General features: G+C 31.5%; 20 protein-coding genes. 1 reads left to right on the forward strand and 19 read right to left on the reverse strand.

Going from position 1 to position 23,732, the window contains the following annotated elements; translation table 11 throughout:
- Window positions 1-251: 251 nt before the first annotated feature.
- The 14 genes from B2671_RS05375 to B2671_RS05440 all read right to left on the reverse strand — a co-directional run bounded on the left by B2671_RS05375 (window position 252) and on the right by B2671_RS05440 (window position 19,641).
- On the reverse strand, window positions 252-4,583 hold the full coding sequence (locus B2671_RS05375) for a PolC-type DNA polymerase III (protein WP_346869493.1): 4,332 nt from the start codon (window positions 4,581-4,583) through the stop codon (window positions 252-254).
- 15 nt (window positions 4,584-4,598) lie between these two features.
- Complete coding sequence (ispG, locus tag B2671_RS05380) at window positions 4,599-5,648, reverse strand: flavodoxin-dependent (E)-4-hydroxy-3-methylbut-2-enyl-diphosphate synthase (RefSeq protein WP_346869494.1); 1,050 nt, start codon at window positions 5,646-5,648, stop codon at window positions 4,599-4,601.
- Window positions 5,649-5,657: 9 nt separating this feature from the next.
- On the reverse strand, window positions 5,658-6,659 hold the full coding sequence (rseP, locus tag B2671_RS05385) for an RIP metalloprotease RseP (RefSeq protein ID WP_346869560.1): 1,002 nt from the start codon (window positions 6,657-6,659) through the stop codon (window positions 5,658-5,660).
- 64 nt (window positions 6,660-6,723) lie between these two features.
- The gene (locus B2671_RS05390) at window positions 6,724-7,878 is read right to left on the reverse strand and encodes a 1-deoxy-D-xylulose-5-phosphate reductoisomerase (RefSeq protein WP_346869495.1); all 1,155 of its coding nucleotides are present in this window, start codon (window positions 7,876-7,878) and stop codon (window positions 6,724-6,726) included.
- Between the two features lie 235 nt (window positions 7,879-8,113).
- Window positions 8,114-8,908 (reverse strand): phosphatidate cytidylyltransferase, encoded by a 795-nt coding sequence (locus B2671_RS05395; RefSeq protein WP_346869496.1) that lies wholly within the window; start codon window positions 8,906-8,908, stop codon window positions 8,114-8,116.
- A gap of 15 nt (window positions 8,909-8,923) precedes the next feature.
- Entirely contained in the window at window positions 8,924-9,682 is a 759-nt protein-coding gene (locus tag B2671_RS05400) for an isoprenyl transferase (RefSeq protein WP_414632614.1), read from the reverse strand.
- 90 nt (window positions 9,683-9,772) lie between these two features.
- Window positions 9,773-10,330 (reverse strand): ribosome recycling factor, encoded by a 558-nt coding sequence (gene frr / locus B2671_RS05405; protein ID WP_035132788.1) that lies wholly within the window; start codon window positions 10,328-10,330, stop codon window positions 9,773-9,775.
- 17 nt (window positions 10,331-10,347) lie between these two features.
- Window positions 10,348-11,070 carry a UMP kinase gene (pyrH, locus tag B2671_RS05410; RefSeq protein ID WP_035132786.1) on the reverse strand — a complete coding sequence of 241 codons (723 nt, stop codon included), beginning with the start codon at window positions 11,068-11,070 and terminating at the stop codon, window positions 10,348-10,350.
- A 378-nt stretch (window positions 11,071-11,448) separates the two neighbouring features.
- Complete coding sequence (gene tsf / locus B2671_RS05415; RefSeq protein WP_346869498.1) at window positions 11,449-12,369, reverse strand: translation elongation factor Ts; 921 nt, start codon at window positions 12,367-12,369, stop codon at window positions 11,449-11,451.
- A 128-nt stretch (window positions 12,370-12,497) separates the two neighbouring features.
- Entirely contained in the window at window positions 12,498-13,199 is a 702-nt protein-coding gene (gene rpsB, locus B2671_RS05420; RefSeq protein ID WP_346869499.1) for a 30S ribosomal protein S2, read from the reverse strand.
- A gap of 545 nt (window positions 13,200-13,744) precedes the next feature.
- Window positions 13,745-14,518 (reverse strand): GTP-sensing pleiotropic transcriptional regulator CodY, encoded by a 774-nt coding sequence (gene codY / locus B2671_RS05425; protein ID WP_346869500.1) that lies wholly within the window; start codon window positions 14,516-14,518, stop codon window positions 13,745-13,747.
- A 235-nt stretch (window positions 14,519-14,753) separates the two neighbouring features.
- Window positions 14,754-16,838 (reverse strand): type I DNA topoisomerase, encoded by a 2,085-nt coding sequence (topA, locus tag B2671_RS05430; RefSeq protein WP_346869501.1) that lies wholly within the window; start codon window positions 16,836-16,838, stop codon window positions 14,754-14,756.
- A 181-nt stretch (window positions 16,839-17,019) separates the two neighbouring features.
- Window positions 17,020-18,099 carry a DNA-processing protein DprA gene (dprA, locus tag B2671_RS05435; protein ID WP_346869502.1) on the reverse strand — a complete coding sequence of 360 codons (1,080 nt, stop codon included), beginning with the start codon at window positions 18,097-18,099 and terminating at the stop codon, window positions 17,020-17,022.
- An 18-nt stretch (window positions 18,100-18,117) separates the two neighbouring features.
- Complete coding sequence (locus B2671_RS05440) at window positions 18,118-19,641, reverse strand: YifB family Mg chelatase-like AAA ATPase (protein WP_346869503.1); 1,524 nt, start codon at window positions 19,639-19,641, stop codon at window positions 18,118-18,120.
- 164 nt (window positions 19,642-19,805) lie between these two features.
- Between B2671_RS05440 and B2671_RS05445 the strand changes: the two genes are divergently transcribed.
- A complete protein-coding gene (locus B2671_RS05445; RefSeq protein ID WP_346869504.1) occupies window positions 19,806-20,168 on the forward strand; it encodes a YraN family protein in 363 nt (120 codons plus the stop codon).
- A gap of 67 nt (window positions 20,169-20,235) precedes the next feature.
- Here the strand turns inward: B2671_RS05445 and B2671_RS05450 are convergent, their stop codons facing one another.
- From B2671_RS05450 to rimM, 5 genes are all read right to left on the reverse strand, one after another.
- Entirely contained in the window at window positions 20,236-20,982 is a 747-nt protein-coding gene (locus B2671_RS05450) for a ribonuclease HII (RefSeq protein ID WP_414632615.1), read from the reverse strand.
- Between the two features lie 67 nt (window positions 20,983-21,049).
- Entirely contained in the window at window positions 21,050-21,913 is an 864-nt protein-coding gene (ylqF, locus tag B2671_RS05455) for a ribosome biogenesis GTPase YlqF (protein WP_346869505.1), read from the reverse strand.
- Window positions 21,914-22,035: 122 nt separating this feature from the next.
- Entirely contained in the window at window positions 22,036-22,380 is a 345-nt protein-coding gene (gene rplS / locus B2671_RS05460; RefSeq protein ID WP_035132767.1) for a 50S ribosomal protein L19, read from the reverse strand.
- Window positions 22,381-22,492: 112 nt separating this feature from the next.
- Window positions 22,493-23,218, reverse strand: coding sequence for a tRNA (guanosine(37)-N1)-methyltransferase TrmD (gene trmD, locus B2671_RS05465; protein ID WP_346869506.1), 726 nt, complete (start codon window positions 23,216-23,218; stop codon window positions 22,493-22,495).
- On the reverse strand, window positions 23,218-23,715 hold the full coding sequence (gene rimM, locus B2671_RS05470; protein WP_346869562.1) for a ribosome maturation factor RimM: 498 nt from the start codon (window positions 23,713-23,715) through the stop codon (window positions 23,218-23,220). Before rimM ends, trmD begins: the two co-directional genes overlap by 1 nt.
- Window positions 23,716-23,732 lie beyond the last annotated feature (17 nt).

Raw genomic sequence — 23,732 nt, forward strand, 5'->3', positions numbered from 1 at the left:
GTTCAACTAGCTTTAGTGAGATGTAAAACCTTAGTTCAAACTAAGGTTCACTTTATAATTAAAACGCAACTTGGGGTTGCGTTTTAATAAATAGAGAGTAGGCATAAATCCTACTCTCCCTCAAAGACTATCATAATAACTAGCTCATTAAGTACAATTATATCATAGCTATTTTCAATATGCAATGGTTTTAGCTCCTTTGAGGTATTTATCAAATGGCACCTAACTTAAATTATTTAAATAAACAGTTGTTAAAAAAGACTTAATTGATTTGTTTCTGGTAAATTTCCTATGGCTCCGTGATTTGCCAAAGCTTCTACTACAGTCTTTGTAGCTTTACTTCTTATACGAAGATCTTCCTTAGATATAAATTCCCCATGATTTCTAGCTTCTGCTATAGCCTTTGCTGCATTTTCCCCTACTCCAGTAAGTCCACTTAAAGGAATTCTTATATTATCTCCTTCTATTGTAAATTTTACTGCCTCTGATTTATATACATCTACGGGTAGAAATTTTATACCTCTTTTGTACATTTCATAACAAAGTTCTAAGGTGGTAAGAAGACCTTTTTCTTTCGTACCTATATTATTCCCTAAAGCATTTAATTCATCCATAGTATCTTTCATTGCTTCTTCACCCTTTATAACTAAATCGCCATCAAAATCGTCTGCCCTAACAGTAAAATAAGTTGCATAGTAAGCCTTTGGGTGATGAACCTTAAAATAAGCTATTCTCATAGCCATCATTACATAGGCAACGGCATGACCCTTAGGAAACATGTATTTTATTTTTTTACAGGACTCTATATACCAATCTGGAACATTATGTTCTCTCATTATGGATTCAAACTCTTCTGATACACCCTTTCCTTTCCTAACCTTCTCCATGATGGTAAAAGCAGTCTTGGGTGGAAGTCCTTTATATATAAGATAAACCATAATATCATCTCTGGTAGATATACAATCTTTAAGGGTAGTATATCCTTCTTTTATATAATATTGAGCATTATTAAGCCATACGTCAGTACCATGGGAAAGACCAGAAATTCTAACCAAATCAGAAAATGTTTGTGGTTTTGTATCTAAAAGCATCTGTCTAACAAATTTGGTTCCAAACTCTGGAACACCATAACATCCAACTTCACAACCTAGCTCTTCTGGAGTTATGCCAAGAGCTTGTGTTCCTGTGAAAAGACTCAAAACCTTTGGGTCTGATAAAGGTACACTTTGAGGACTTATTCCAGTTAAATCTTGAAGCATCCTAAGCATAGTAGGATCGTCATGGCCTAGTATATCAAGTTTTAAAAGCCTACCACTTATAGAATGATAATCAAAGTGAGTTGTTATTATCTCTGAATTGGGGTCATCTGCTGGATGTTGTATTGGGCAAAAATTAAATATTTCATTATCACTAGGTACAACCATAATTCCTCCTGGGTGTTGCCCTGAAGTTCTTTTTACCCCAGTGCATCCAATAGTTAATCTTTCTATTTCTGCATTAGTAGTATTTATATCTCTTTCATCTAAATACTTTTTAACATACCCATAGGCAGTCTTATCTGCAATAGTTCCTATGGTTCCAGCTTTAAAAGTATGACCTTTTCCAAAAAGAACTTCTGTATATCTATGAATATCACCTTGGTTATCCCCTGAGAAATTTAAGTCTATATCTGGTTCCTTATCCCCCTCAAAGCCTAAGAATGTTTCAAAAGGTATATCATGACCATCTTTTATATAAGGAGTTCCACATTTTTCACAGTTTTTATCCGGTAAGTCAACTCCCGAACCTATTGATCCATCTAAAATGAATTCACTATTTTTACAATTAGGGCATACATAATGGGGTGGAAGCCCATTAACCTCTGTTATATCTGACATGGTAGCTACAAAGGAAGATCCAACAGATCCTCTAGATCCAACTAGATATCCATCACTGATAGACTTTGCCACTAATTTTTGTGCTATAAGATAAAGCACCGCATATCCATTATTTATAATAGAATTTAATTCCTTATCAAGTCTTTTCTGAATAACTTCTGGAAGATTACCTCCATATATAGATTTTACTTTATTTAAAGTCATGTTTCTAATGTCATCCTCTGCACCTTCTATTTTAGGAGCATAGGTTTCATCTGGAATTGGTTTAACTTCTCCAACTAAGCTTTGTATATATTCAGGGTTTTCCACCACAATTTCCCTGGCCTTTTCTTCCCCTAAATATGAAAACTCTCTTAACATTTCTGTAGTTGTTTTGAAATATAGTGGAGGTTGATTATCAGCATCATCAAACCCTTTTCCAGCCATTAAAATTCTTCTAAAAACTTCATCTCGTGGTTCTAAAAAGTGTACATCACCCGTGGCAACTACTTTTTTATTATAGAAATCTCCAAGTTCACATACCCTTCTATTGAGATCCCTAAGTCCTTCTTCATCTTTAACCATGTTCTTCTTTATTAAAAATTCATTATTCCCAATGGGCTGTACTTCTAAATAATCATAAAACTCCACTATATGTTCCATGTCCTCTATGGACCTTCCTGCTAGAACCCCCTTAAATATCTCTCCAGCCTCACAGGCAGAACCAATAATAAGTCCCTCTCTATATTCTTCTATTAGACTCTTAGGAAGCCTTGGTCGTCTTTGGTAATAGTCTAAAGTAGAAAAGGAAATTAGCTTATATAGATTTTTTAATCCACTCTGGTTTTTGGCTAAAATTATTATATGGTATGTAGGAGCTTTTTTTACATCAAAGGATTTTAAATATTCCTTATTAATTTGATCTAAATTATTAAAATCCTTCTCTCTTAACATTTCAAAGGATTTTAAAAGAATATCTCCAGTAGCCTTAGCATCATCCACAGCTCTATGATGGTTTTCTAAGGATATCTTTAAGTGTTCACATATTACATTAAGCTTATGCTTTTTAAGTTGTGGAAATAAAAATCTAACTAAAGGTAATGTATCTATAATTCCATTTTTAAATTGCAATCCAAGATTTCTGCACTTAGACTTAATAAATCCCGTATCAAACTCCGCATTGTGAGCTACTACTACAGAATTCCCTACAAACTCTAAAAACCTAGGAAGAACATCTTCTATGGTTTTACAACCCTTCACCATATCATTACTTATACCTGTAAGCTCTGTTATTTTATATGGAATGCTCATCTCTGGATTTATAAGTTCATTAAAACTATCAATAACATGTCCATTCTCTATTTTAACAGCTCCTATTTCTATAATGCGATCCTGGTGACTTGAAAATCCTGTAGTTTCAATATCAAATACTACAAAGGAACTATTAAAATCTATTCCTCTACACCCGGTAGCTATACCTACTCCATCATTAACTAAATATCCCTCTATTCCATATATAATTTTTATATTATGTTTCTTCCCTGCATCCATAGCCTCTGGAAAGGCTTGAGCTACTCCATGATCTGTTATAGCAATTGCCTTATGTCCCCATTTAGCAGCTTTAGCAATAAGATTTGAAGGTGTAACCACTGCATCCATGGAGCTCATGGTGGTATGAGCATGAAGCTCTATCCTCTTGACTTCACAACCATCCATTCTTTCACTAGGTTTCAACTTTACAATAGACTTTGCATTAAGCACTAAATCTTTAGAAAATCTATCAATTTCTACTTCCCCATAAACCTTACAACATACCCCTGGTTTTAACTCTTCTAGCAGTTTTTCTACTTCTTCATTACTTCTTGGATATATTTTTATAGTTATAGAACTAGTGTAGTCTGTAATATATAAAGAAGGATATATTTTTCCACTTTTAGCTTCAAATATATTCACCTTAAATACATCTCCAGCCACAGCTACTCTCCCAGAACCCATATTTAATTCACACATTTCTGTGGTTTCTTCATTTATATTTCTATTACCATATACCACATTGTCATCTAAAGGCTCTTTGTTCTTTCTATAATTTTCCTTCCAAGGACTAGCTTTTTTATCCCCCTTAGTTTCTTTAGCCTTTTCTTTAGCTTTATCACTAGATCTACTAGAAATCTTAGGACTATTTGCTATAATATCACTTACTATTCTCTTTTCTTCAATTTGCTTTTCTAGGATATAATCTTCTTCAATAGCCGATTCATCATAGTATATTTTTACTTCTACTTTAATGTTGAACATATTATAAATTTCACTTTGTATTAATCTATCTATATTCTTATGGCAGAGCATCTTAGATATAAATTCATTAGATATACCTATGTTAATTCTGTCATTTTCTAGCTTTTTAACTGCTTTTAGTAAACTAGTCTTAGCAGAAGGAAAAGATGAGGCAAGAGAGTTAATGACATCTATCCAATACTCCCCCACCACATCTTCTAAAGCAACATGTTCTACATCTCTATACCACAAGATATCTATAGTACCTAAATCACAAAGTTTATCCTTAATAAGATTACATATATTCTCCTTCATAGGATCATCTAAGGAACTCTTATGTTTTAATACTACCTTAACCATCTCGCTTTGTTTTAGATATTGAACTTTATTTATGATGATATCTTCATAAATAGGCAATCTACTATCGTATCCTAGTAGTTCTGACAATGTCATTTAGATTCCTCCTATCTATAAACTTTCAATCTCCTTAATCAATTCATCCAGTAAATCTTCCTCTTTTACTTTTCTTACAATCTCACCTTTTCTAAAGATAAGACCTTCTCCATTACCACCAGCTATTCCTACATCTGCTTCTCTAGCTTCTCCTGGTCCATTAACTACGCATCCCATAATAGCCACCTTTATATTTTTATTTATGTGACTTAATCTTTTTTCTGCTTCTTCTGCTATGCTAATAAGATCTATTTGAGTTCTTCCGCAGGTTGGGCAAGATACAAATTTTATTCCATCCTCTAACATGCCAAGAGATTTTAATATTTCTCTTCCCACCTTAACTTCTTCAACCACATCTCCTGTAAGGGAAATTCTTAAGGTATCTCCTATGCCCTCTGCTAAAAGTGCTCCTACACCTACGCTGGACTTAACGGTACCTCTCCATGTGGTACCTGCCTCTGTAACTCCAATATGCAATGGATAATTAACCTTACTAGAAACTATATTATAAGCCTCTATCATTTGAACTACGTCAGAAGATTTTATAGATATGATTATATCTTCAAAATTTACTTCTTCTAGAATTTTCACATGATTAAGAGCACTTTCTGCTAAAGCCTCACTACACACTCTACCGTATTTATTTAAAACTTCTTTTTCTAGAGATCCAGAGTTAACCCCAATCCTTATTGGTATATTTCTTTCTTTTGCAGCTTTCGCCACCATCTCAACTCTACTTATATCACCAATATTTCCTGGATTAATTCTAAGTTTAGAAACTCCATTTTCTATAGACTTTAATGCTAATCTATAATCAAAGTGTATATCTGCAACTAAAGGAATGTGAATTTGTTTTACGATTTCCTTTATAGCTTCTGCAGCCTCCATATCGGGAACTGCACATCTTACTATATCACAACCACTTTCTTCAAGTCTTAAAATTTGCTCTACTGTGGAGGATACATCTCTTGTATCTGTATTAGTCATGGATTGTACTGTAATTCTAGAATCTCCTCCAATGTATATATCTCCAACTTTAACTTTTCTTGTTTCTTTTCTCTTCATAATTTCCTCCTAAAACTGAATAGGATTTATAATATCTTTTAGCAATACCAAAACCATAAGAGACATCAATGCTAAAAATCCATAGTAATTAATTGTTGCAACCTTTTCTTTATTTACTTCCTTTCCAGTTATAATCTGGAATAGTAATAGGAATATCCATCCACCATCTAAGGCAGGGAAGGGAATTACATTAAATATTGCTAGTTGAACACTAAATAAAGCCATAATATTTAATAATGTAAGAATTCCTTGCTGAGCAGCTCTTCCTGAAATTTTCATAATGCTTATAGGACCTCCTACATCATCAGCAGAAACCTTTCCTTTGAATAGCTGACCAAAAAAGCCAAAGGTCTGTCTTATGGTGCTTCCCGTTTGATTAAGCCCATATTTTATAGATTCAATAAAATTAGGCTTTACAACCTTAGAATATATCCCAACTTGATATCTATCTTCCCCTTCATTATAGGATGGTACTAAATCAAATTTTATTTTTTGTCCTTCTCTCTCTATTTCCATATTAAGGGGCTTTCCTTCTCCTGTAAAAATCTCAGTAAGAAATTCTTCCCAGGTAGTAACCATCTTACCATTGACTTCTGTAATCTTATCTCCAGCTTTTATTCCCACTTCCATGGCTGGTGAATTTTCTATTACTTTATCTACAACGTTAGTGGAGTGTCCTTGAATACCTCCTACTAAACTAAAGAATAGTATAGCTATTATAAAATTCATTATAGGACCTGCTGCTACAATAGTTAACTTTTGAAAGGATGTCTTATTAGAAAAGGCTCTATCATCAACTACAGTTACATCATCCTCTTCTCCATACATTCTTACGTAGCCACCAATTGGAAGTGCTTTTATAAGGTACTCTGTCTCCTTACCTTTAATAGAAAATAATTTCGGTCCCATACCTAATGAAAATTCAAGAACCTTTACACCATTAACTCTAGCCATTATAAAATGTCCAAATTCATGACCTATAATTAATACACTAAATGCAAGTAAAGCCATTAAAAAATACGGTATATTACCTATAATACTTTGCAATATTCTTCTCCCCTTCCACTATATTCACTTATACATATCTCTTTAAAACATATTCCCTAACCTGCTTATCTATGTCTAAAACTTGTTGTAAATCTGGATTTTTCACATGTGGAAACTTATTCATGGCATCTTCTATTATTTCTTCAATTTGTAGATACTTAATCCTTTCATCCAGGAATAATTCTACTGCAATTTCATTAGCTCCATTATAAATTGCCGGCATATTGCCACCAAGTTTTCCTGCTTTAAATGCTAATTCTAAGCATCTAAAAGTGTTTATATCGGGCTGTTCAAAGGTTAGACTTGAAACAGTTTTAAAATCTAACTTATCTGCTATAGCTGTCCTTCTCTCAGGATAGCTTAAGGCATATTGGATAGGTAACCTCATATCTGTGCTTCCTAATTGAGCAATAATTGAACCATCTTTATACTCTACCATGGAATGTACAATACTTTGTGGATGAACTATAACTTCAATGTCATCATAGCCAACTCCAAATAAAAAGTGTGCTTCTATAACTTCTAATCCCTTGTTTACCAAGGTTGACGAATCTATAGAAATCTTTCTTCCCATGTTCCATTTAGGATGTTTTAGAGCCTCTTTAGGGGTAATTTCCTTCAAATCATCTCTAGTTTTACCTCTAAATGGCCCACCTGAAGCGGTAAGTATTATCTTATTTATATCTTTTTTTTCATTACCCTGAATACATTGAAATATAGCTCCATGCTCTGAATCTACTGGAAGAATTTTAACACCATTTTCCTTTGCCTTTGCTATAACTATATCTCCAGCAACTACTAAGGTTTCTTTATTAGCTAATGCTATATTTTTCTTAGCTTCAATAGCTCTAATAGTTGGTTTCAATCCTGCAATTCCTACTACAGAAGTCAAAACCGTATCTATTTCTTTTAAAGTAGCAACTTTTTCTAGCGCTTCTTCTCCACCAAATAGGTTTACTTGTTTATTTTCTCTTTCACAGTACTCCTTTATATCTTCATAACATTTCTCATCTGTTATACCTATATATTTTGGACTAAACTCTTCTATAATATCCACTAATCCTTTAAAGTTTCTATGAGCTGTAACCCCTATTAGGTTTACTTTATTTTCTTCATTTCTTATTACATCTAACGCCTGTGTTCCAATGGAGCCAGTAGCTCCAAGTATGCTTATGTTTTTCACTGTCAACGCTCCTTTAATTTTATCTAAACACATTATACCCTATAATATGTAATAATACAAAATACTAATAGTTAAATTAATTTTAAAAACCTAAATTTAAAAAAGGATTTCCCAAAATAAACTAATTTTAAGTAAATATTGAGCATCACTTATCTTATTCTTGCTCAGTACTTAAAGACTAGTAAATTTTTTGAGAAATCCCTTAAATTAATAATACCTTAATAATTTTTTATAATTACACTACAAAAATATTAATATAATAATATACCACCACGGATACTAGCAATATACTATCGAACCTATCTAATATGCCACCATGTCCAGGAATTAAATTTGAGTAATCCTTAACACCCGCATGTCTTTTTATTGAAGATGCCACCAAGTCTCCACACTGTCCAAAAATTCCACCTAATAGACCAATTATAATATAGTGATATAGGGGTACTACTACTCCAAATTTAGTTATGATGTATCCATAAATTGTACATCCTAAAATACTTCCTATAAGTCCACCTACGGCTCCCTCTATGGTTTTTTTAGGGCTAACCTTTGGATTTAATTTATGTTTTCCTAAATATCTACCAAAATAATAAGCTAAAGTATCACATCCCCATGAGGATATAAATATAAGCCATATGAAGAAGTTACCATTTTCCATATTATTAAGTAATAATATAAAACTAAAAAATATGCCTACATAAAAACAAGGTAATATGGTCAATGCTACATCAATGAAGTTTCTATCAGTATCAAATACCGGAACTATCATTAAAAGGAATAAAACAAGTATAAATATACCCACAGCAACATTTAAATTAAATCCATGTCCTAAATAAATATAATAAAGTAAACATAATAAATATCCTACTATAGATATAGGTTTATATCCATCCACTTTGCTTACCTTATAAAATTCATACATTCCACCAAGGGATAATAAAACTACAGAAATCTTTAAAAAATATCCCCCTAAAAATATAAATAGTAATAGAGGAGCTAATATCATTGCCCCTATATATCTTTCATTCATTTGCCTCACCTCTTACTATACTCCACCAAATCTTCTATCTCTCTTTTGAAAATCACTAATAGCTCTTCTCAAATCTTCTTTTGCAAAGTCAGGCCAATTTATATTGGAAAACCAAAATTCAGAATAAGCACTTTGCCATAATAAATAATTACTAAGTCTTAATTCTCCACTGGGCCTTATAATAATATCCGGATCTGGCATACCACTAGTATACAAATGGTCCGATATGATCTTATCATCTATGTTGTCTACTTGTAACTTTCCTTCTAATACTTCCTTGGCTATTTCCTTAATCCCTTTTACAATTTCATCTCTTCCTCCATAATTTAAGGCTATGTTAAGAGTTAAACCTGTATTATTTCTAGTTTTATACATTGCATCCTCTACGGCAGCCTTTGATTTTTCAGGAAGCTTACTTATATCTCCTATTGAATTAAGTTTCACATTATTTCTATGTAGCTCTTCAAATTCCTTATTTATAAACTCTACTACTAAGTCCATTAAAGCACCTATTTCTTCTTTTGATCTCTTCCAATTTTCTGTAGAAAAAGCATATAAGGTTAAATATTTAACTCCCAGATTACTAGACTCCTCCACCATCATTTTAATATTTTTCATACCAGCTCTATGCCCCATAGTTCTTGGAAGTTTTCTTTGTTTAGCCCAACGTCCATTCCCATCCATAATTATAGCTATATGGGAAGGGATTCGCTCCATATCTAATTGTATTTTTTCTTTAATTGTATCTTTTTTAAATTTAAATATATCCAAAATATACCTCTCCATTTCAAGTAATCATGATGCTATTATATCACAAATACATAATAATAAAACCTGCAATATTTGCAGGTTTTATCTTACATATTATACTGACATTATTGACTTTTCTTTTTCTTCTATAGCCTTATCAATTAATTTGATAAACTTATCAGTTTCTTTTTGAATCTGATCTTCAGCTTTTTTAGATTCGTCTTCACTGATTTCACTATTCTTCTTTAAGTTTTTAATCTTATCATTCGCATCACGTCTTATGGATCTGATAGCAACCTTAGCATCTTCACCACATTTTTTAACTGATTTAACTAAATTTTTTCTAGTCTCTTCAGTTAATTCTGGAACAATCAGTCTAATAACCTGACCATCATTACTAGGATTAATTCCTAAATCTGATTTTAAAATTGCTTTTTCTATATCCTTCATGCAACTTTTGTCCCATGGTTGAATAAGAAGAACTCTTGGCTCTGGAGCAGATATGTTCCCTACTTGGTTAAGAGGTACCATTGTTCCATAACTTTCTACTAATATTCTATCAAGCATTGTAGGGTTTGCTCTTCCAGCTTTTAATGTTCCAAGCTCATTTTGTAAGCTTAAAATAGTTTTGTTCATTTTCTCATCAGCATTTTTAATGATATCTTTTACCATAAAATTACCTCCATCAATTATTTACATATATTAGATGATACTAAAGTACCAATATTTTCACCTTTTACCGCTCTTATAATATTATGAGGCTCATCTAAACCAAATACTAGAATAGGTATTTGATTATCCATACATAGGGATGTAGCAGTCGAATCCATAACCTGCAATCCCTTTTCTAATACCTCAATATAAGATAAATTATTAAACTTAACTGCACCCTCATGTTTATGAGGATCTTTATCATATACCCCATCAACTTTTTTAGCAAGCAAAATAACTTCAGCTTCTATTTCTGCTGCTCTTAAAGCTGCTGTAGTGTCTGTGGAGAAATATGGATTTCCTGTTCCTGCTGCAAATATTACAACTCTTCCCTTTTCAAGATGTCTCATTGCTCTTCTTCTAATGTAAGGCTCTGCTATTTCTCTCATTTCAATAGCCGTTTGAACCCTTGTATTAACACCTATAGCTTCCAAGGAGTCTTGTAATGCTAAAGCATTTATACATGTAGCAAGCATACCCATATAGTCCGCGGTAGTTCTATCCATGCCTTCACCACTTCTACCTCTCCATATGTTGCCGCCACCAACAACTGCACCTACTTCAACACCCATTTCAACTAACTTCTTAATTTGTAAAGCAATAGTGTTCGCTGTATCAAAATCAATGCCGTACCCCTTCTCTGACGCTAATGCCTCTCCTGAAAGTTTAAGCATGACTCTTTTATATTTCGCAGTTTCCATATATATATTATACCTCCAACTCAATATATTTACACCATATTTTTATATTTTTATCCGATGACTACCATCTCTAATACTCCCATATTCTTTAAAGTGGGTGTAGAGATCTGTTACGTCCCTGGATAACGATTTCCCCTAAAGGACAACGACTTCTTAGTATCAAATAAATTGATACTAAGAATTCTGTTAGTAACCTTCATAGGGAGAAAGTTCCCTCTGAAGGAAAGAACTCTGTTTATTAATTAATAACTAAAATTAACCATAGAAATTATATTATATATTTTAATGTAAATATGACTTTCTCTGGTTACATAGCTATTATAATACATGTAGATTTCAAAAAAAGAGAACCTAGGTTCTCTTTAATATTATCTTGTATTATTTTCCTTGCATTTGTCTTTGAACTTCTTCAGCAAAGTTTTCTTCTTTCTTTTCTATTCCTTCGCCTCTTTCAAATCTTGCAAATTTAACAATTTCCATAGTTGCTCCAAGTTTCTTTCCTTCTTCTTGAAGATACTTGCTTATAGTGTAATCTCCATTTTTAACCCATACTTGATCTACTAAGCAAACTTCTTTGTAATATTTGCTTATTCTTCCCATAACCATTTTCTCAACTATGTTTTCTGGTTTTCCTTCGTTAAGAGCTTGAACTCTGTAAATTTCTTTTTCTTTTTCTAAAGATTCATTATCTACTTGATCTTTGTTTAAGAATAATGGGTTAGCTGCTGCTACTTGCATTGCTACATCTTTAGCAACTGTTTTTAATACTTCATCTTGCTTTTCACAAGCTAATTGAACTAAAACCCCTATTTTCCCATTTCCATGGATATAACTTTGAATTATTCCATTGTCAACTACAAACTTTTCAAATCTTCTAACAGACATATTTTCACCTAATTTTGCAATTAGGGCTGTAACAGCGTCTTGAAGAGTTATGCTATCATCTCCAACATATTTTTCTGCTAATAATCCTTCTACAGTAGTTACATTAGTAGTTGCTGCCATTTTAGCTACATTTGCTGCTAATGCTTTAAAGTCATCGTTTGCTGCAACAAAGTCAGTTTCACAGTTAACTTCTACTACAGAACCTATTTTCATATCTTCTGATATATAAGTAGTAACTATACCTTCAGCTGCTATTCTTCCAGCTTTTTTAGTTGCTGCTGCTAATCCTTTTTCTCTTAAAACTTCTACTGCTTTTTCCATATCTCCATTTGTTTCGCTAAGAGCTTTTTTACAATCCATCATTCCTGATCCAGTTCTTTCTCTTAACTCTTTTACCATTGCTGCTGTTATCATCTTTATTCCTCCTTTAATTTCCTAACAAAAAGGTAAATGAAAGATTTCTCTCTCATCTACCTTTAAAATTTCATATGTTTTACAACCATAGATGAGGCTGTTTGAAATTTACTTAGAAAGTTGCTATATTATTCAGCTACTTCTTCACCTTGTCTTGCTTCAATTATAGCATCAGCTAATCTTTCAGTTATTAATTTAACTGCTCTTATAGCATCATCATTTCCTGGGATTACATAGTCAACATCATCTGGATCACAGTTTGTATCAACTATTGCTATTACAGGAATTCCTAATGTTTTAGCTTCAAGTATAGCATTTTTTTCTTTTCTTGGGTCAACTATAAATAAAGCTCCAATATTCTTAGCATCCATGTTTCTAATTCCGCCAAGGTTCTTTTCTAGTTTTTCTCTTTCATTTTTAAGTTGAATAACTTCTTTTTTAGGAAGAACATCAAATGTTCCATCTTCTTCCATTTTATCTAATGCTTCAAGTCTACCTATTCTTGTTTTAATAGTTCTGAAGTTAGTTAACATTCCACCTAACCATCTGTTGTTTACAAAATGCATGCTTGATCTGATAGCTTCTTCTTGGATAGCTTCTTGAGCTTGCTTTTTAGTTCCAACAAATAATATATCTTTTCCTTCTTCTGATACTGATTTTATGAACTCATATGCTTCATCAATTTTCTTAACTGTTTTTTGTAAATCAATGATATAGATACCATTTCTCTCAGTGAAGATGTATGGAGCCATTTTAGGGTTCCATCTTCTTGTTTGATGTCCAAAATGAACACCTGCTTCTAATAATTGTTTCATTGAAATAACTGCCATTTTAATATACCTCCTGGTTTTTTCCTCCACTACCATCATTTTTATTAAATACTCCTTAAAGCACCTTTTAATAAATTCAGTAGTGTGTGTATTTTCTTACCTTGTGTATTATATCACATAGAAAATCAATGTTCAACAAATTTATTTCTAAATAACAATGTTAATTTTAAATTTTTATTATTTAAAACTCTGTTAATGCAATAATTATAATTTTTCATAATTAATATATATTAATTCTAGAATTTTAAAAGACAGATCCCTGAAATCCGCATGGATAAAACAACTATTTACCTATTTAAATAGTTTACATTATAACTGTTTAACTAGGCAACTGTTTATCCTATGACTACCAACTCTAATACTCCCATCTTCTTCAAAGTGGGAGTAAAGAGTTGGTACGTCCCTGGATAACAATTTATTTGCTTATATAGTTTCCTAGAAAACTTTTAAAATACATCTGAGTAGTGAAAGAATCTTCTTTATTAAAAATAAAAATCCTTTATCAGGATTTTTATTTTTAATATATTTCTACATATTGTATTAAATTATTTAAGCTTATTTAATTCATCTATTAATTTCTCATTTAGAATCTTTATGTGAGTACCCTTCATTCCTAAAGATCTAGATTCTATAACTCCAGCACTTTCAAACTTTCTAAGAGCATTTACTATAACAGATCTAGTTATTCCAACCTTATCTGCTATTTTAGATGCAACTAAAAGTCCCTCACTACCATCAAGTTCGTTAAATATATGTTCTACGGCTTCTAACTCTGAATAAGATAATGTTCCTATTGCTAATTGAACTATAGCCTTTTTTCTTGCTTCTTCTTCTATTTCATCAGTCTTAGCTCTTAACATTTCCATTCCTACAATAGTACCACTATATTCTGCAATAACTAAATCATCTTCAGTAAACTGGTTAGAAAATCTTGATAACAATAAAGTTCCCAATCTCTCTCTATTCCCATTAATAGGAACTATAGTTGATAGCATATCTTTGAAGTCACATTGAACTTCTCCATTAAATACACAAATACCACTGCTTGGCATATTTGCCTTTGTCTCATCTATATTTAGCAGTTTAGCATTATATTGCTCTGGAAATCTTTTATTTTCAACTACTTGTTCTTTAACTTTATCGCATTCAAATCCATAGGAAAGATTATATCCTAAAACTTTCCCCTTTCTACTAATAACATATACATTACAATCTAACACTTCACTTAGAAGTTCACATATATCATCAAAAACTACTGGTTCTGAACCTGATTTCTGTAAAATCTTGTTTAATTTTCTTGTTTTATCTAATAATGACATCTCTATTCCTCCTTCTTCTTTTTTCACTTTTTATAATGCTATTTATCACTGCAACTTTTTAAATAATTCAAAATATTCTTTTCTTTCACAAATTTTAGAATTGTTTCGTTGCCATATACCATCATAACATATAGAATTTATTCTATCAACATGTTTTTTATTAATTTTCGACATATTTAACTTATTTTTAAATTAAATTTTACTTCAAGGTAATTTTTAACTAATATAAACCATTTTATTTATTATCTGTTAACTCTTTATATTTACATTCTGAGTTAATACATTCTAAATAATCACCTTTTGCTTTGCTATATCTTTTAGCCATTACACTCCCACACTGAGGGCACTTCTTTTCTGTAGGTTCATGCCAACTTACAAAATCACATTGTGGGTAATTTCCACATCCATAAAATATCTTACCTTTTTTGCTTCTCTTTTCTAAAACATTTCCTCCACACTTAGGACACTTTACATCCAATTCTCTAGCCATGGTCTTTGTATTTTTACACTCTGGATATCCTGGACATGCGAGAAACTCACCAAATCTTCCCTGTTTTATCACCATAAGTCTTCCGCATTTATCACATGGTATGTCAGATACCTTATCTTCTATAGTTATCTTAGCTATTTCTTTTTCGGCTATTTCTATAGCTTCCTTTAGTGGTACAAAGAATTCTTCTACTACAGATTTCCAATTTGTATTTCCTTCTTCGATTCTATCTAATTTACTTTCCATTTCTGCAGTAAATTCTACATCAACTATTTGTTTAAAATATTCGCTAACTATATTATTAACTATGAATCCTAATTCCGTAGGAAATAATACCTTCTTTTCTCTATCTACATATTTCCTGCTTAATAAGGTGGTAATTGTAGGTGCATAAGTACTCGGTCTACCTATTCCATTTTCCTCTAAAGTTTTAACTAAGGATGCCTCTGAAAATCTTGCTGGAGGTTGAGTAAAATGTTGCTTACCATCTACAGATTTTTCTATTAACTTTTCATCTGTATTTAAGGTTGGTAATTTTGCATTTCCATCCTCATCTTCATTATCTGTAGCATAGATTTTAGTAAACCCATCGAATCTCACCTTAAATCCTGAAGCTTTAAATAAATAATCCCCATTGCTTATTGAAATTGATGTAGTATCAATTATTGCAGACTCCATTTGGCTAGCTACGAATCTATTCCAAATTAAAGTATAGAGTTTTAATTGATCATTGCTTAAGGTTTCCTTAGCAATTTCTGGAGTTATCTCTACATTAGTGGGTCTTATAGCTTCGTGAGCATCTTGTGCTCCCTTCTTACCCTTGTAAGCTCTTTTAACCTTTGGTGCATATTTATCTCCATAGATATTTTTTATAAATTCAAGAGTAGCTCCCTGAGCCTCCTCTGATACTCTTACTGAGTCCGTTCTCATATAAGTTATAAGACCGATAGTTCCATGTCCTTTAACTTCTATACCCTCATACAACTGTTGTGCTGTTGCCATGGTTTTTTTAGTTGAAAAGTTTATTTTTCTATAGGCATCTTGTTGAAGAGTACTAGTAGTAAATGGTGGTAGTGGATTTTTAGATTTAGCTGTATCTTTTATATCTTTTACCACAAATTCACCTTGCTGCACAACTTTTATAATATTATTAGCTTCTTCTTCCTTATTTATAATAATCTTTTTCCCTTTTTTACTATGCAGTTTCACTGTAAAGGTTTTTGTTTCTGCTAATTTAGATACTTTTGCTTCTACAGTCCAATATTCTTCTGGTACAAAAGCTTGAATTTCCTTTTCTCTATCGCATATTATTCTAAGAGCTACGGATTGTACTCTTCCAGCACTTAATCCCCATTTTATTTTTCTCCAAAGTATAGGACTTATCTCATATCCTACTAATCTATCTAATACTCTTCTCGCCTGTTGAGCATCAAATACATTTTCATTTATCTTTCTTGGAGATTTTATGGCATTTTTTACAGCACTTTTTGTAACCTCATTAAACTCTATTCTACATGACTCTTCAGTGTCTATCTTTAATATGTTAGCTAAATGCCAAGATATAGCTTCCCCTTCTCTATCAGGGTCCGTAGCAAGATATATTTTTTCACTTTTTTTAGCTTGTTTCTTAATCTTATCTAAAAGTTCTCCTTTACCTCTAATAGTTATGTATTTGGGTTCATAATTTTTTTCTATATCTACCCCTAACTGACTTTTAGGTAAATCTCTTACATGACCCATAGATGCTTCTACTACATAATTTTTTCCTAAATACTTCTTTATGGTTTTCGCTTTTGCTGGCGACTCAACTATGACTAATTTTTGCCCCATTCTAACCCCTCCATTATAGCTTATAATTTTTTACTTTATTACATATTTATAAGCACCATGCAGATTTCTCATAATCTTTTTATTATATATAAAATTCTACATCCTACTATATTTTAAAATATTATTATCTCATTGCAAGTCATAATATACAAACATTATTAAATATTTCATAAATTTTTAACTATTTATTAATTCTAACATAAAAGTTTCCACTTAAACATAAAATCTCCTCTTTTACTTGCAACTCAAATAATAACTTATATAATCGATTAATGTCAACATCAACTAATTTAATTATTTTATCAATGTGTATAGGATTATCATCTATAACTTGATATATTCTTTCCTCTAGTTTGCTTTTTAAAGTAGTTATATTTCTATTATCCATGGAAATTCTAGAAATATTCAATAAATTTAACACATCTTCTATGTCTGTATAAACATAGGCACCATCTTTTATTAATTTATTAGTTCCTCTACTTTCACTGGAGAATATACTCCCTGGCACAACAATTATATTTTTACCTTGCTCTAAAGCTGCTCCTACAGTAATTAGCGTCCCACTTTTCTCTCCGCCTTCAGTGACAACTAACAATTCACACATACCACTAATAATTCTATTTCTCATTGGAAAATTTCTACTTAAAGGCGGTGTTCCCAAGGGAAACTCACTAATTATACAACCACCTTTTTCTAAAATTTCATGGTAGAGTCTATAGTTTTCTTTAGGATATATAACATCAATGCCACTACCTAAAACTGCAATTGTATTAATGTTGTTTTTTATTGCAGCCCTATGAGCTACAGAATCAATACCTTTAGCCATACCACTTACAATATTTATTTCATAAGGGCTTAACTGTTCCACCATACTATTAGTTACGTCTATCCCATACCTAGAACACTTCCTAGAACCCACAATAGAAATATTCTTTTTTTCATTAATCATTGAAATATTCCCCTTGTAAAACATACCAAAAGGTGCATCCTCATACCGCAGTAAACTTATAGGATAATCTATATCATACATAGTACAAATATGTATATCCTTAATGGATTTACATTCTTCAGCAGCTAACTCTTCAATTTTTATATAAGACTTTTGAAACTTTTCTACAATTTTTTTAGGCAATAGTGTCATATTATCATTAATCACCATTTTTCTCAAGGTATCAAAATCATGATATTCATCATAAACGTATTTTTTCATATTATTAGATACTTCCGTAATAATAATCCATAATTTAAATAAATCAACCATCTATACTCACCCAATTCTTTATATTATATCTTCTCTTATGTACTTCCTATATTGAAGTGCTTCAATAATATGATTTTCTTCTATGGATTTATTGCCATCTAAATCTGCAATAGTTCTAGCTACTTTTAAAATCCTATTATAAACTCTAGTACTAAGTCCATATTTTTTATAGGTATATTCAAGAATCCTATTAGAACCCTCATTAAGCTTACAGTATTTTTTTATATGACTAGAAGACATATTACTATTATATTTTATATGTTCATTCCTAAATCTTTCACTTTGTATCTCCCTTGCCCTTTCTATCCTAAGGGCCATAACCTCTGATTTTTCTTCTTTTTTATCATTATTTATAGTCTCATAGGATATGGAATTTACTGAAGTGAAAATATCTATTCTCTCTAATAAAGGTCCAGATAATCTAGATAAATATCTTTTCACTTCACTATCGCTACATTTACACAACCTTGTTTCACTTCCATACATCCCACAGTTGCAAGGATTCATAGCTGCCACAAGCATAAAATCTGCTGGATAAGTTATAGTTCCATTTACTCTTGATATTCTTACCCTCTTATTCTCTAAAGGTTGCCTTAGAACTTGAAGAGCTCTTTTATCAAACTCTAATATTTCATCTAGGAATAACACTCCATTATGAGCTAAAGATACTTCTCCTGCTGAGGGGTTTCTACCACCACCAATTAAAGCAGTACTAGTAATAGTATGATGAGGATTTCTAAATGGTCTATTTCCCATTAATCCTTCTTCTTTAAGCTCTCCACTAATACTATATATCTTCGTAACCTCTAGAGCTTCCTCATCGGTAAGAGGTGGCATAATAGAAATAACTCTCTCTGCCAGCATAGTTTTTCCCGATCCTGGAGTTCCATACATAAGTACATTATGATTTCCTGCTACTGCTACCTCCAATGCTCTTTTAGCTGCTTGCTGTCCTATGACATCTTCAAAATCTAATGGACAATTATTATTTTTATTTTTTCCTCTATTGGTAAATTTATAGGGTTTTACATCCTTATAAGTAAAAAGATGAATTACTTCACTCAAATTTTTGATAGGATATATATTGGCTTCTTCAATACAAGCACATTCATCTTTATTTTCCATAGGTACTATATAGTTCTTTACACCATGTTTTATACCTTCAATTACAATAGGAAGAGCACCTTTAATTTTATTTATATTTCCATTTAAGGACAACTCACCCATAAATATAAAATTATCTGGCTCTTCTAAGAAAAGTTGATTAGTTGCTAAAAGAATTCCTACAGCTATAGGTAAATCATAGTGGGAGCCTTCCTTTCGTATATGAGCCGGAGCTAAATTTATAGTTATTCTGCTAATCGGAAAATCTAAAGAAGAGTTGGTTATAGCCGATCTAACCCTATCCTTAGATTCTTTTACAGCAGTATCCCCTAAACCTACAATATTAAAATTAGGTAACCCATAGGTGATATCTACCTCTACATTAATTAATATACCTTCCACTCCTGAAAAGGCTGCGGTTTTTATTTGAATTGACATAATTTCACCCTCTAAATATAAATTTCCAACTTTACTAGTGTAAGTATTGACCATTGAATTTAGAATAAATCAACTTTGTAAAAATTTTAATTAAATCAAAGTTTAGCTTTGGATTATATTGTCTAAAATGTAGACATAGTTCTTTGCATTAAAGGGAGTTTTAAATGAAGATTTTAAATAAAACTATAGGTAATTATGGAGAAAATCTAGCTAGAGAATATATTGAAAAAAAGGGATATATAATATTAGAAGAAAATTTTTTATGTAAGTTAGGGGAAATTGATATTATAGCTAAGGATAATAATTATATTTGCTTTATAGAGGTAAAAACTCGATATAGCAAAAGATACGGCACTCCATTAGAAAGTATCACTAATACTAAGAAAAGAAAATTGTATAAAACTGCACAATATTATATTTGTTTAAAAAATATACATAAATCTTATTTTAGATTTGATGCCATAGAGGTAACACTTATTTCTTCTGGTGAAACCCCTAATATTACACTCATTAAAAACGCTTTCTAAAAAGTAAATACCTGAATAAAAAAGTAATTAGATAACTTTTTTATTCAGGTATTTTTTATTTTATTAATTATTTGTTAAGTATATTTTTCAAAAAACTTTCTCTATGAATTGGACAGCTACCATGACAAATTATTGCATCTATATGTTCTTTGGTCCCATATCCTACATTTTTATCAAAGTGGTATTTTGTATATTTCTTACTATACTCTTCCATTAAATTATCTCTATATACTTTAGCTATTATAGAGGCACACGCAATGGCAGCACTTTTAGTGTCTCCTTTAATTACAGCTTCATTTCTAAGGTTAAATTCTCTTATAGTATATCCATCAGATAATACTATATCAGGAGTAATTTTTAGTTCTCCCACAGCCATCTTGAAAATTTCATTGTTACAAAACCCTATGCCTTCTTTATCTATTTCTCTGTTGGTTTTTAGGGCTATAGAATAACTTATTGCTTCTTTTTTTATTATATCACTTAACTCTTCTCTTACTTCTTTAGTTAACTTCTTAGAATCATTTATTCGTAATATTAAATCCCTTGAATTATTGTCAAGAACTACTGCAGCAGCAACTATAGGACCTGCTAAGGGTCCTCTTCCAACCTCATCTACACCAGCTACAATATCATGTCCATAGCTTTTATCAAAATCATATAATTTTTCTACTCTAGCATATTCATTTTTATAATGCTCCACATATTTTCTTAGGGTTTCTCCTAAAGCTCTTACATTTTTCCTATGATCATTGTTTAATAATTGATATATAGCTTCATAATCTGCTTCATGGCTACTTACATCTTTTAATGACATAAACCCACGTACAGAAGATTTTATATCGTTAAATCTCATAGTTTTAATTTCTTTTAAAAAATTTATACTACTCATATTTATTTTCTGTATCAGGTACCTCTAGTGAAATAGGACCTAACTTCCCCCCCCTAAATTCATCTAATATCATTACAGCTACTCTATTATAATCTATGTTGCCCCCAGAAATTATAGCACCTCTTTTTTTACCTATGTTATCCATATTAGTAAGAGGATTCTCATCTAATTCTTTAAGCTTATATCTCTCCACTAGCCTTGATCCATGGGTATTTTGAAGTCTTTGTATAAGCTTTAATGCCAGTTCCTCAACATCCATTATTTCATCCTTTATAGCTCCAGTAAATGCTAAATTAAGCCCTACTGTATCATCTTCAAATTTAGGCCATAAAACCCCTGGAGTATCCATAAGTTCTATACCCATCTTTGTTTTTATCCATTGTTTACTCTTTGTAACACCAGGTCTATCTCCCGTTTTAGCAGCACTGTTTTTTGCCATCCTATTTATAAATGTAGATTTTCCTACGTTAGGGATTCCTACAACCATTACTCTGGTAATAATATTTACTACGCCTTTACTTTTAAGTCTATCATGCTTCTCTTTTAAAAGCTCTTCTAGAGTGGGTTTAATTTTGTTAAGCCCTGATCCTGTAAGGCAGTTAACAGACAATACTCTAGTTTTATCGTCTGATAATTTATTTACCCACTTCTTTGTTACATATTCTTCACTAAGATCGCTTTTATTAAATAATATTATTCTAGGTTTCTCACTACAGATATCTTCAATGTCTGGATTAGAACTTGAATAAGCTATTCTTGCATCACGAATCTCTATTATTGCATCTACTAACTTTAAATTTTCTTTTATTTCTCTTCTGGTCTTTGCCATATGTCCAGGAAACCAGTTTATACTCATTTATCTCACTCCTAAGAATTTTATAATTAGATATATTAAATTAACTATTTTAGTATTTACCACATTTACAATAAATACTTCTATATATGTAATAAAAAAAGGGACTATCTAGCCCCATTTTCTTACATTCTCTCTTTTACTTTAGCAGCCTTACCTACTCTATCTCTTAAGTAGAATAATTTAGCTCTTCTTACTTTTCCTCTTCTAACTACGTCGATTTTTTCTATAACAGGCGTATTTATTGGGAAAGTTTTTTCAACTCCAACTCCTGATGCAAATCTTCTTACTGTAAAAGTTTCTCTAGCTCCACCATTTTGTCTTTTAAGAACGGTACCTTCAAATATTTGAACTCTTTCTTTGTTACCTTCTTTAATTCTGATGTGAACTTTAACTGTATCTCCTACATTGAACTCAGGTAAGTCAGTTCTTAATTGTTCTGCTTCTATAGCTTTTATTATATCTAACATTGTGCATTCCCTCCTAAAATTTATTATGACGTTCTTACTCACATTGGGTGACAGAGGACCGCCCGTACTAGCACAATCCTCATTTTATCACATAATATTTCAATGTGCAATATTATTTATCCTTTTTATGATAATTGTCTAATAGCTTTTTATCCTCTTTAGTAAGTTCTATATTTTTATATAAGTCCCTTCTTCTCTCCTTTGTAATCAGTAATGATTTAAGCCTTCGCCACTTTCTTACATTTTCGTGATGCCCAGATATTAATACCTCTGGAACTTCATCTCCTTCAAAGGAAAAAGGTCTTGTATATTGAGGATATTCTAATAATCCTTCATAAAAGGATTCTTCTTCATAACTCTCATTGCAGGATAGAACTCCTGGGATCATTCTAGCAATACTATCAACTACAGGTATGCAAGCCATTTCTCCCCCTGTTAAAACAAAATCCCCTAGAGAAATTTCCATATCTATATATTTATATACTCGCTCATCTATACCTTCGTAATGACCACATAAAAATATTAATTCCTCCTCTTTGGCAAGTTCTTTACATAACTCTTGATTTAAAGTCTTACCTCTAGGACCTAAAAATATAACTTTCCCTTTATTATTTTCTTTTAGATGCTTTATGGAGTTTACAATGGGTTCTGGGGTCATCACCATGCCTGCTCCACCCCCATAAGGGTAATCATCAACCTTTTTATGTTTATTAGTAGAGAAGTCTCTTATATTAGTAGTATTTATAGATAATATTCCTTTTTCCATAGCATTTCCTATGATACTATGATTAAATACCTGAAACATCTCTGGAAATAAAGTTAAAATATCTATCTTCATTATTCAGACCATACCTTCACTGGTTTTATTACAATTTTATTATTTTCTATGTCTACTTCTTCTACAATTGTCTTTAAAGCAGGAACTAGCACGTCTTCTTTTCCTTCTGATTTAACCCAATATACATCATTACTTCCCGTTGCAATAACATCATATACTTTCCCTAATTCTTCTCCATCTGTATCATAAACATAACAATCCATTAAATCTGCAACATAGTAGCTACCCTCTGGTAATTTTATAGCATCTTCTCTTTTTACTTGAAGATATTTATTTCTATAAAGTTCGGCTTCTTCAATAGAGTCAATTCCTTCTATTTTTAATATAGCTCTATCCTTTTGAAGCTTAACTGATGTAATTTCTATTTCTTTATCATCTATGTATACCTTATCTAAGTCTCTAAATCTTTCTAAGCTATCTGTTAGAGAAAGCACCTTAACTTCTCCTCTTACTCCATGGGGCTTAGTTATCTGCCCAACGCTCATCAATTCCCTCATCATATATCTCCTCACTA

Source organism: Clostridium sp. UBA5119 (genome assembly GCF_002414285.1).
Lineage (GTDB): Bacteria > Bacillota > Clostridia > Clostridiales > Clostridiaceae > Clostridium_J > Clostridium_J sulfidigenes.

Bases quoted from the DNA above. Each gene is read 5' to 3' on its own strand.
- ispG (WP_346869494.1), bottom strand. From the start codon at position 5,648: ATGAAGAGAAAAGAAACAAGAAAAGTTAAAGTTGGAGATATATACATT.
- B2671_RS05375 (WP_346869493.1), bottom strand. From the start codon at position 4,583: ATGACATTGTCAGAACTACTAGGATACGATAGTAGATTGCCTATTTAT.
- rplS (WP_035132767.1), bottom strand. From the start codon at position 22,380: ATGTTAGATATAATAAAAGCTATAGAAGCAGAACAATTAAGAACTGAC.
- B2671_RS05440 (WP_346869503.1), bottom strand. From the start codon at position 19,641: ATGTCAATTCAAATAAAAACCGCAGCCTTTTCAGGAGTGGAAGGTATA.
- B2671_RS05450 (WP_414632615.1), bottom strand. From the start codon at position 20,982: ATGTCATTAAAAGATGTAAGTAGCCATGAAGCAGATTATGAAGCTATA.
- rimM (WP_346869562.1), bottom strand. From the start codon at position 23,715: ATGAGGGAATTGATGAGCGTTGGGCAGATAACTAAGCCCCATGGAGTA.
- trmD (WP_346869506.1), bottom strand. From the start codon at position 23,218: ATGAAGATAGATATTTTAACTTTATTTCCAGAGATGTTTCAGGTATTT.
- topA (WP_346869501.1), bottom strand. From the start codon at position 16,838: ATGGGGCAAAAATTAGTCATAGTTGAGTCGCCAGCAAAAGCGAAAACC.
- pyrH (WP_035132786.1), bottom strand. From the start codon at position 11,070: ATGGAAACTGCGAAATATAAAAGAGTCATGCTTAAACTTTCAGGAGAG.
- dprA (WP_346869502.1), bottom strand. From the start codon at position 18,099: ATGGTTGATTTATTTAAATTATGGATTATTATTACGGAAGTATCTAAT.
- B2671_RS05395 (WP_346869496.1), bottom strand. From the start codon at position 8,908: ATGAATGAAAGATATATAGGGGCAATGATATTAGCTCCTCTATTACTA.
- B2671_RS05445 (WP_346869504.1), top strand. From the start codon at position 19,806: ATGAAGATTTTAAATAAAACTATAGGTAATTATGGAGAAAATCTAGCT.
- ylqF (WP_346869505.1), bottom strand. From the start codon at position 21,913: ATGAGTATAAACTGGTTTCCTGGACATATGGCAAAGACCAGAAGAGAA.
- frr (WP_035132788.1), bottom strand. From the start codon at position 10,330: ATGGTAAAAGATATCATTAAAAATGCTGATGAGAAAATGAACAAAACT.
- rseP (WP_346869560.1), bottom strand. From the start codon at position 6,659: ATGGCTTTACTTGCATTTAGTGTATTAATTATAGGTCATGAATTTGGA.
- tsf (WP_346869498.1), bottom strand. From the start codon at position 12,369: ATGATAACAGCAGCAATGGTAAAAGAGTTAAGAGAAAGAACTGGATCA.
- codY (WP_346869500.1), bottom strand. From the start codon at position 14,518: ATGTCATTATTAGATAAAACAAGAAAATTAAACAAGATTTTACAGAAA.
- rpsB (WP_346869499.1), bottom strand. From the start codon at position 13,199: ATGGCAGTTATTTCAATGAAACAATTATTAGAAGCAGGTGTTCATTTT.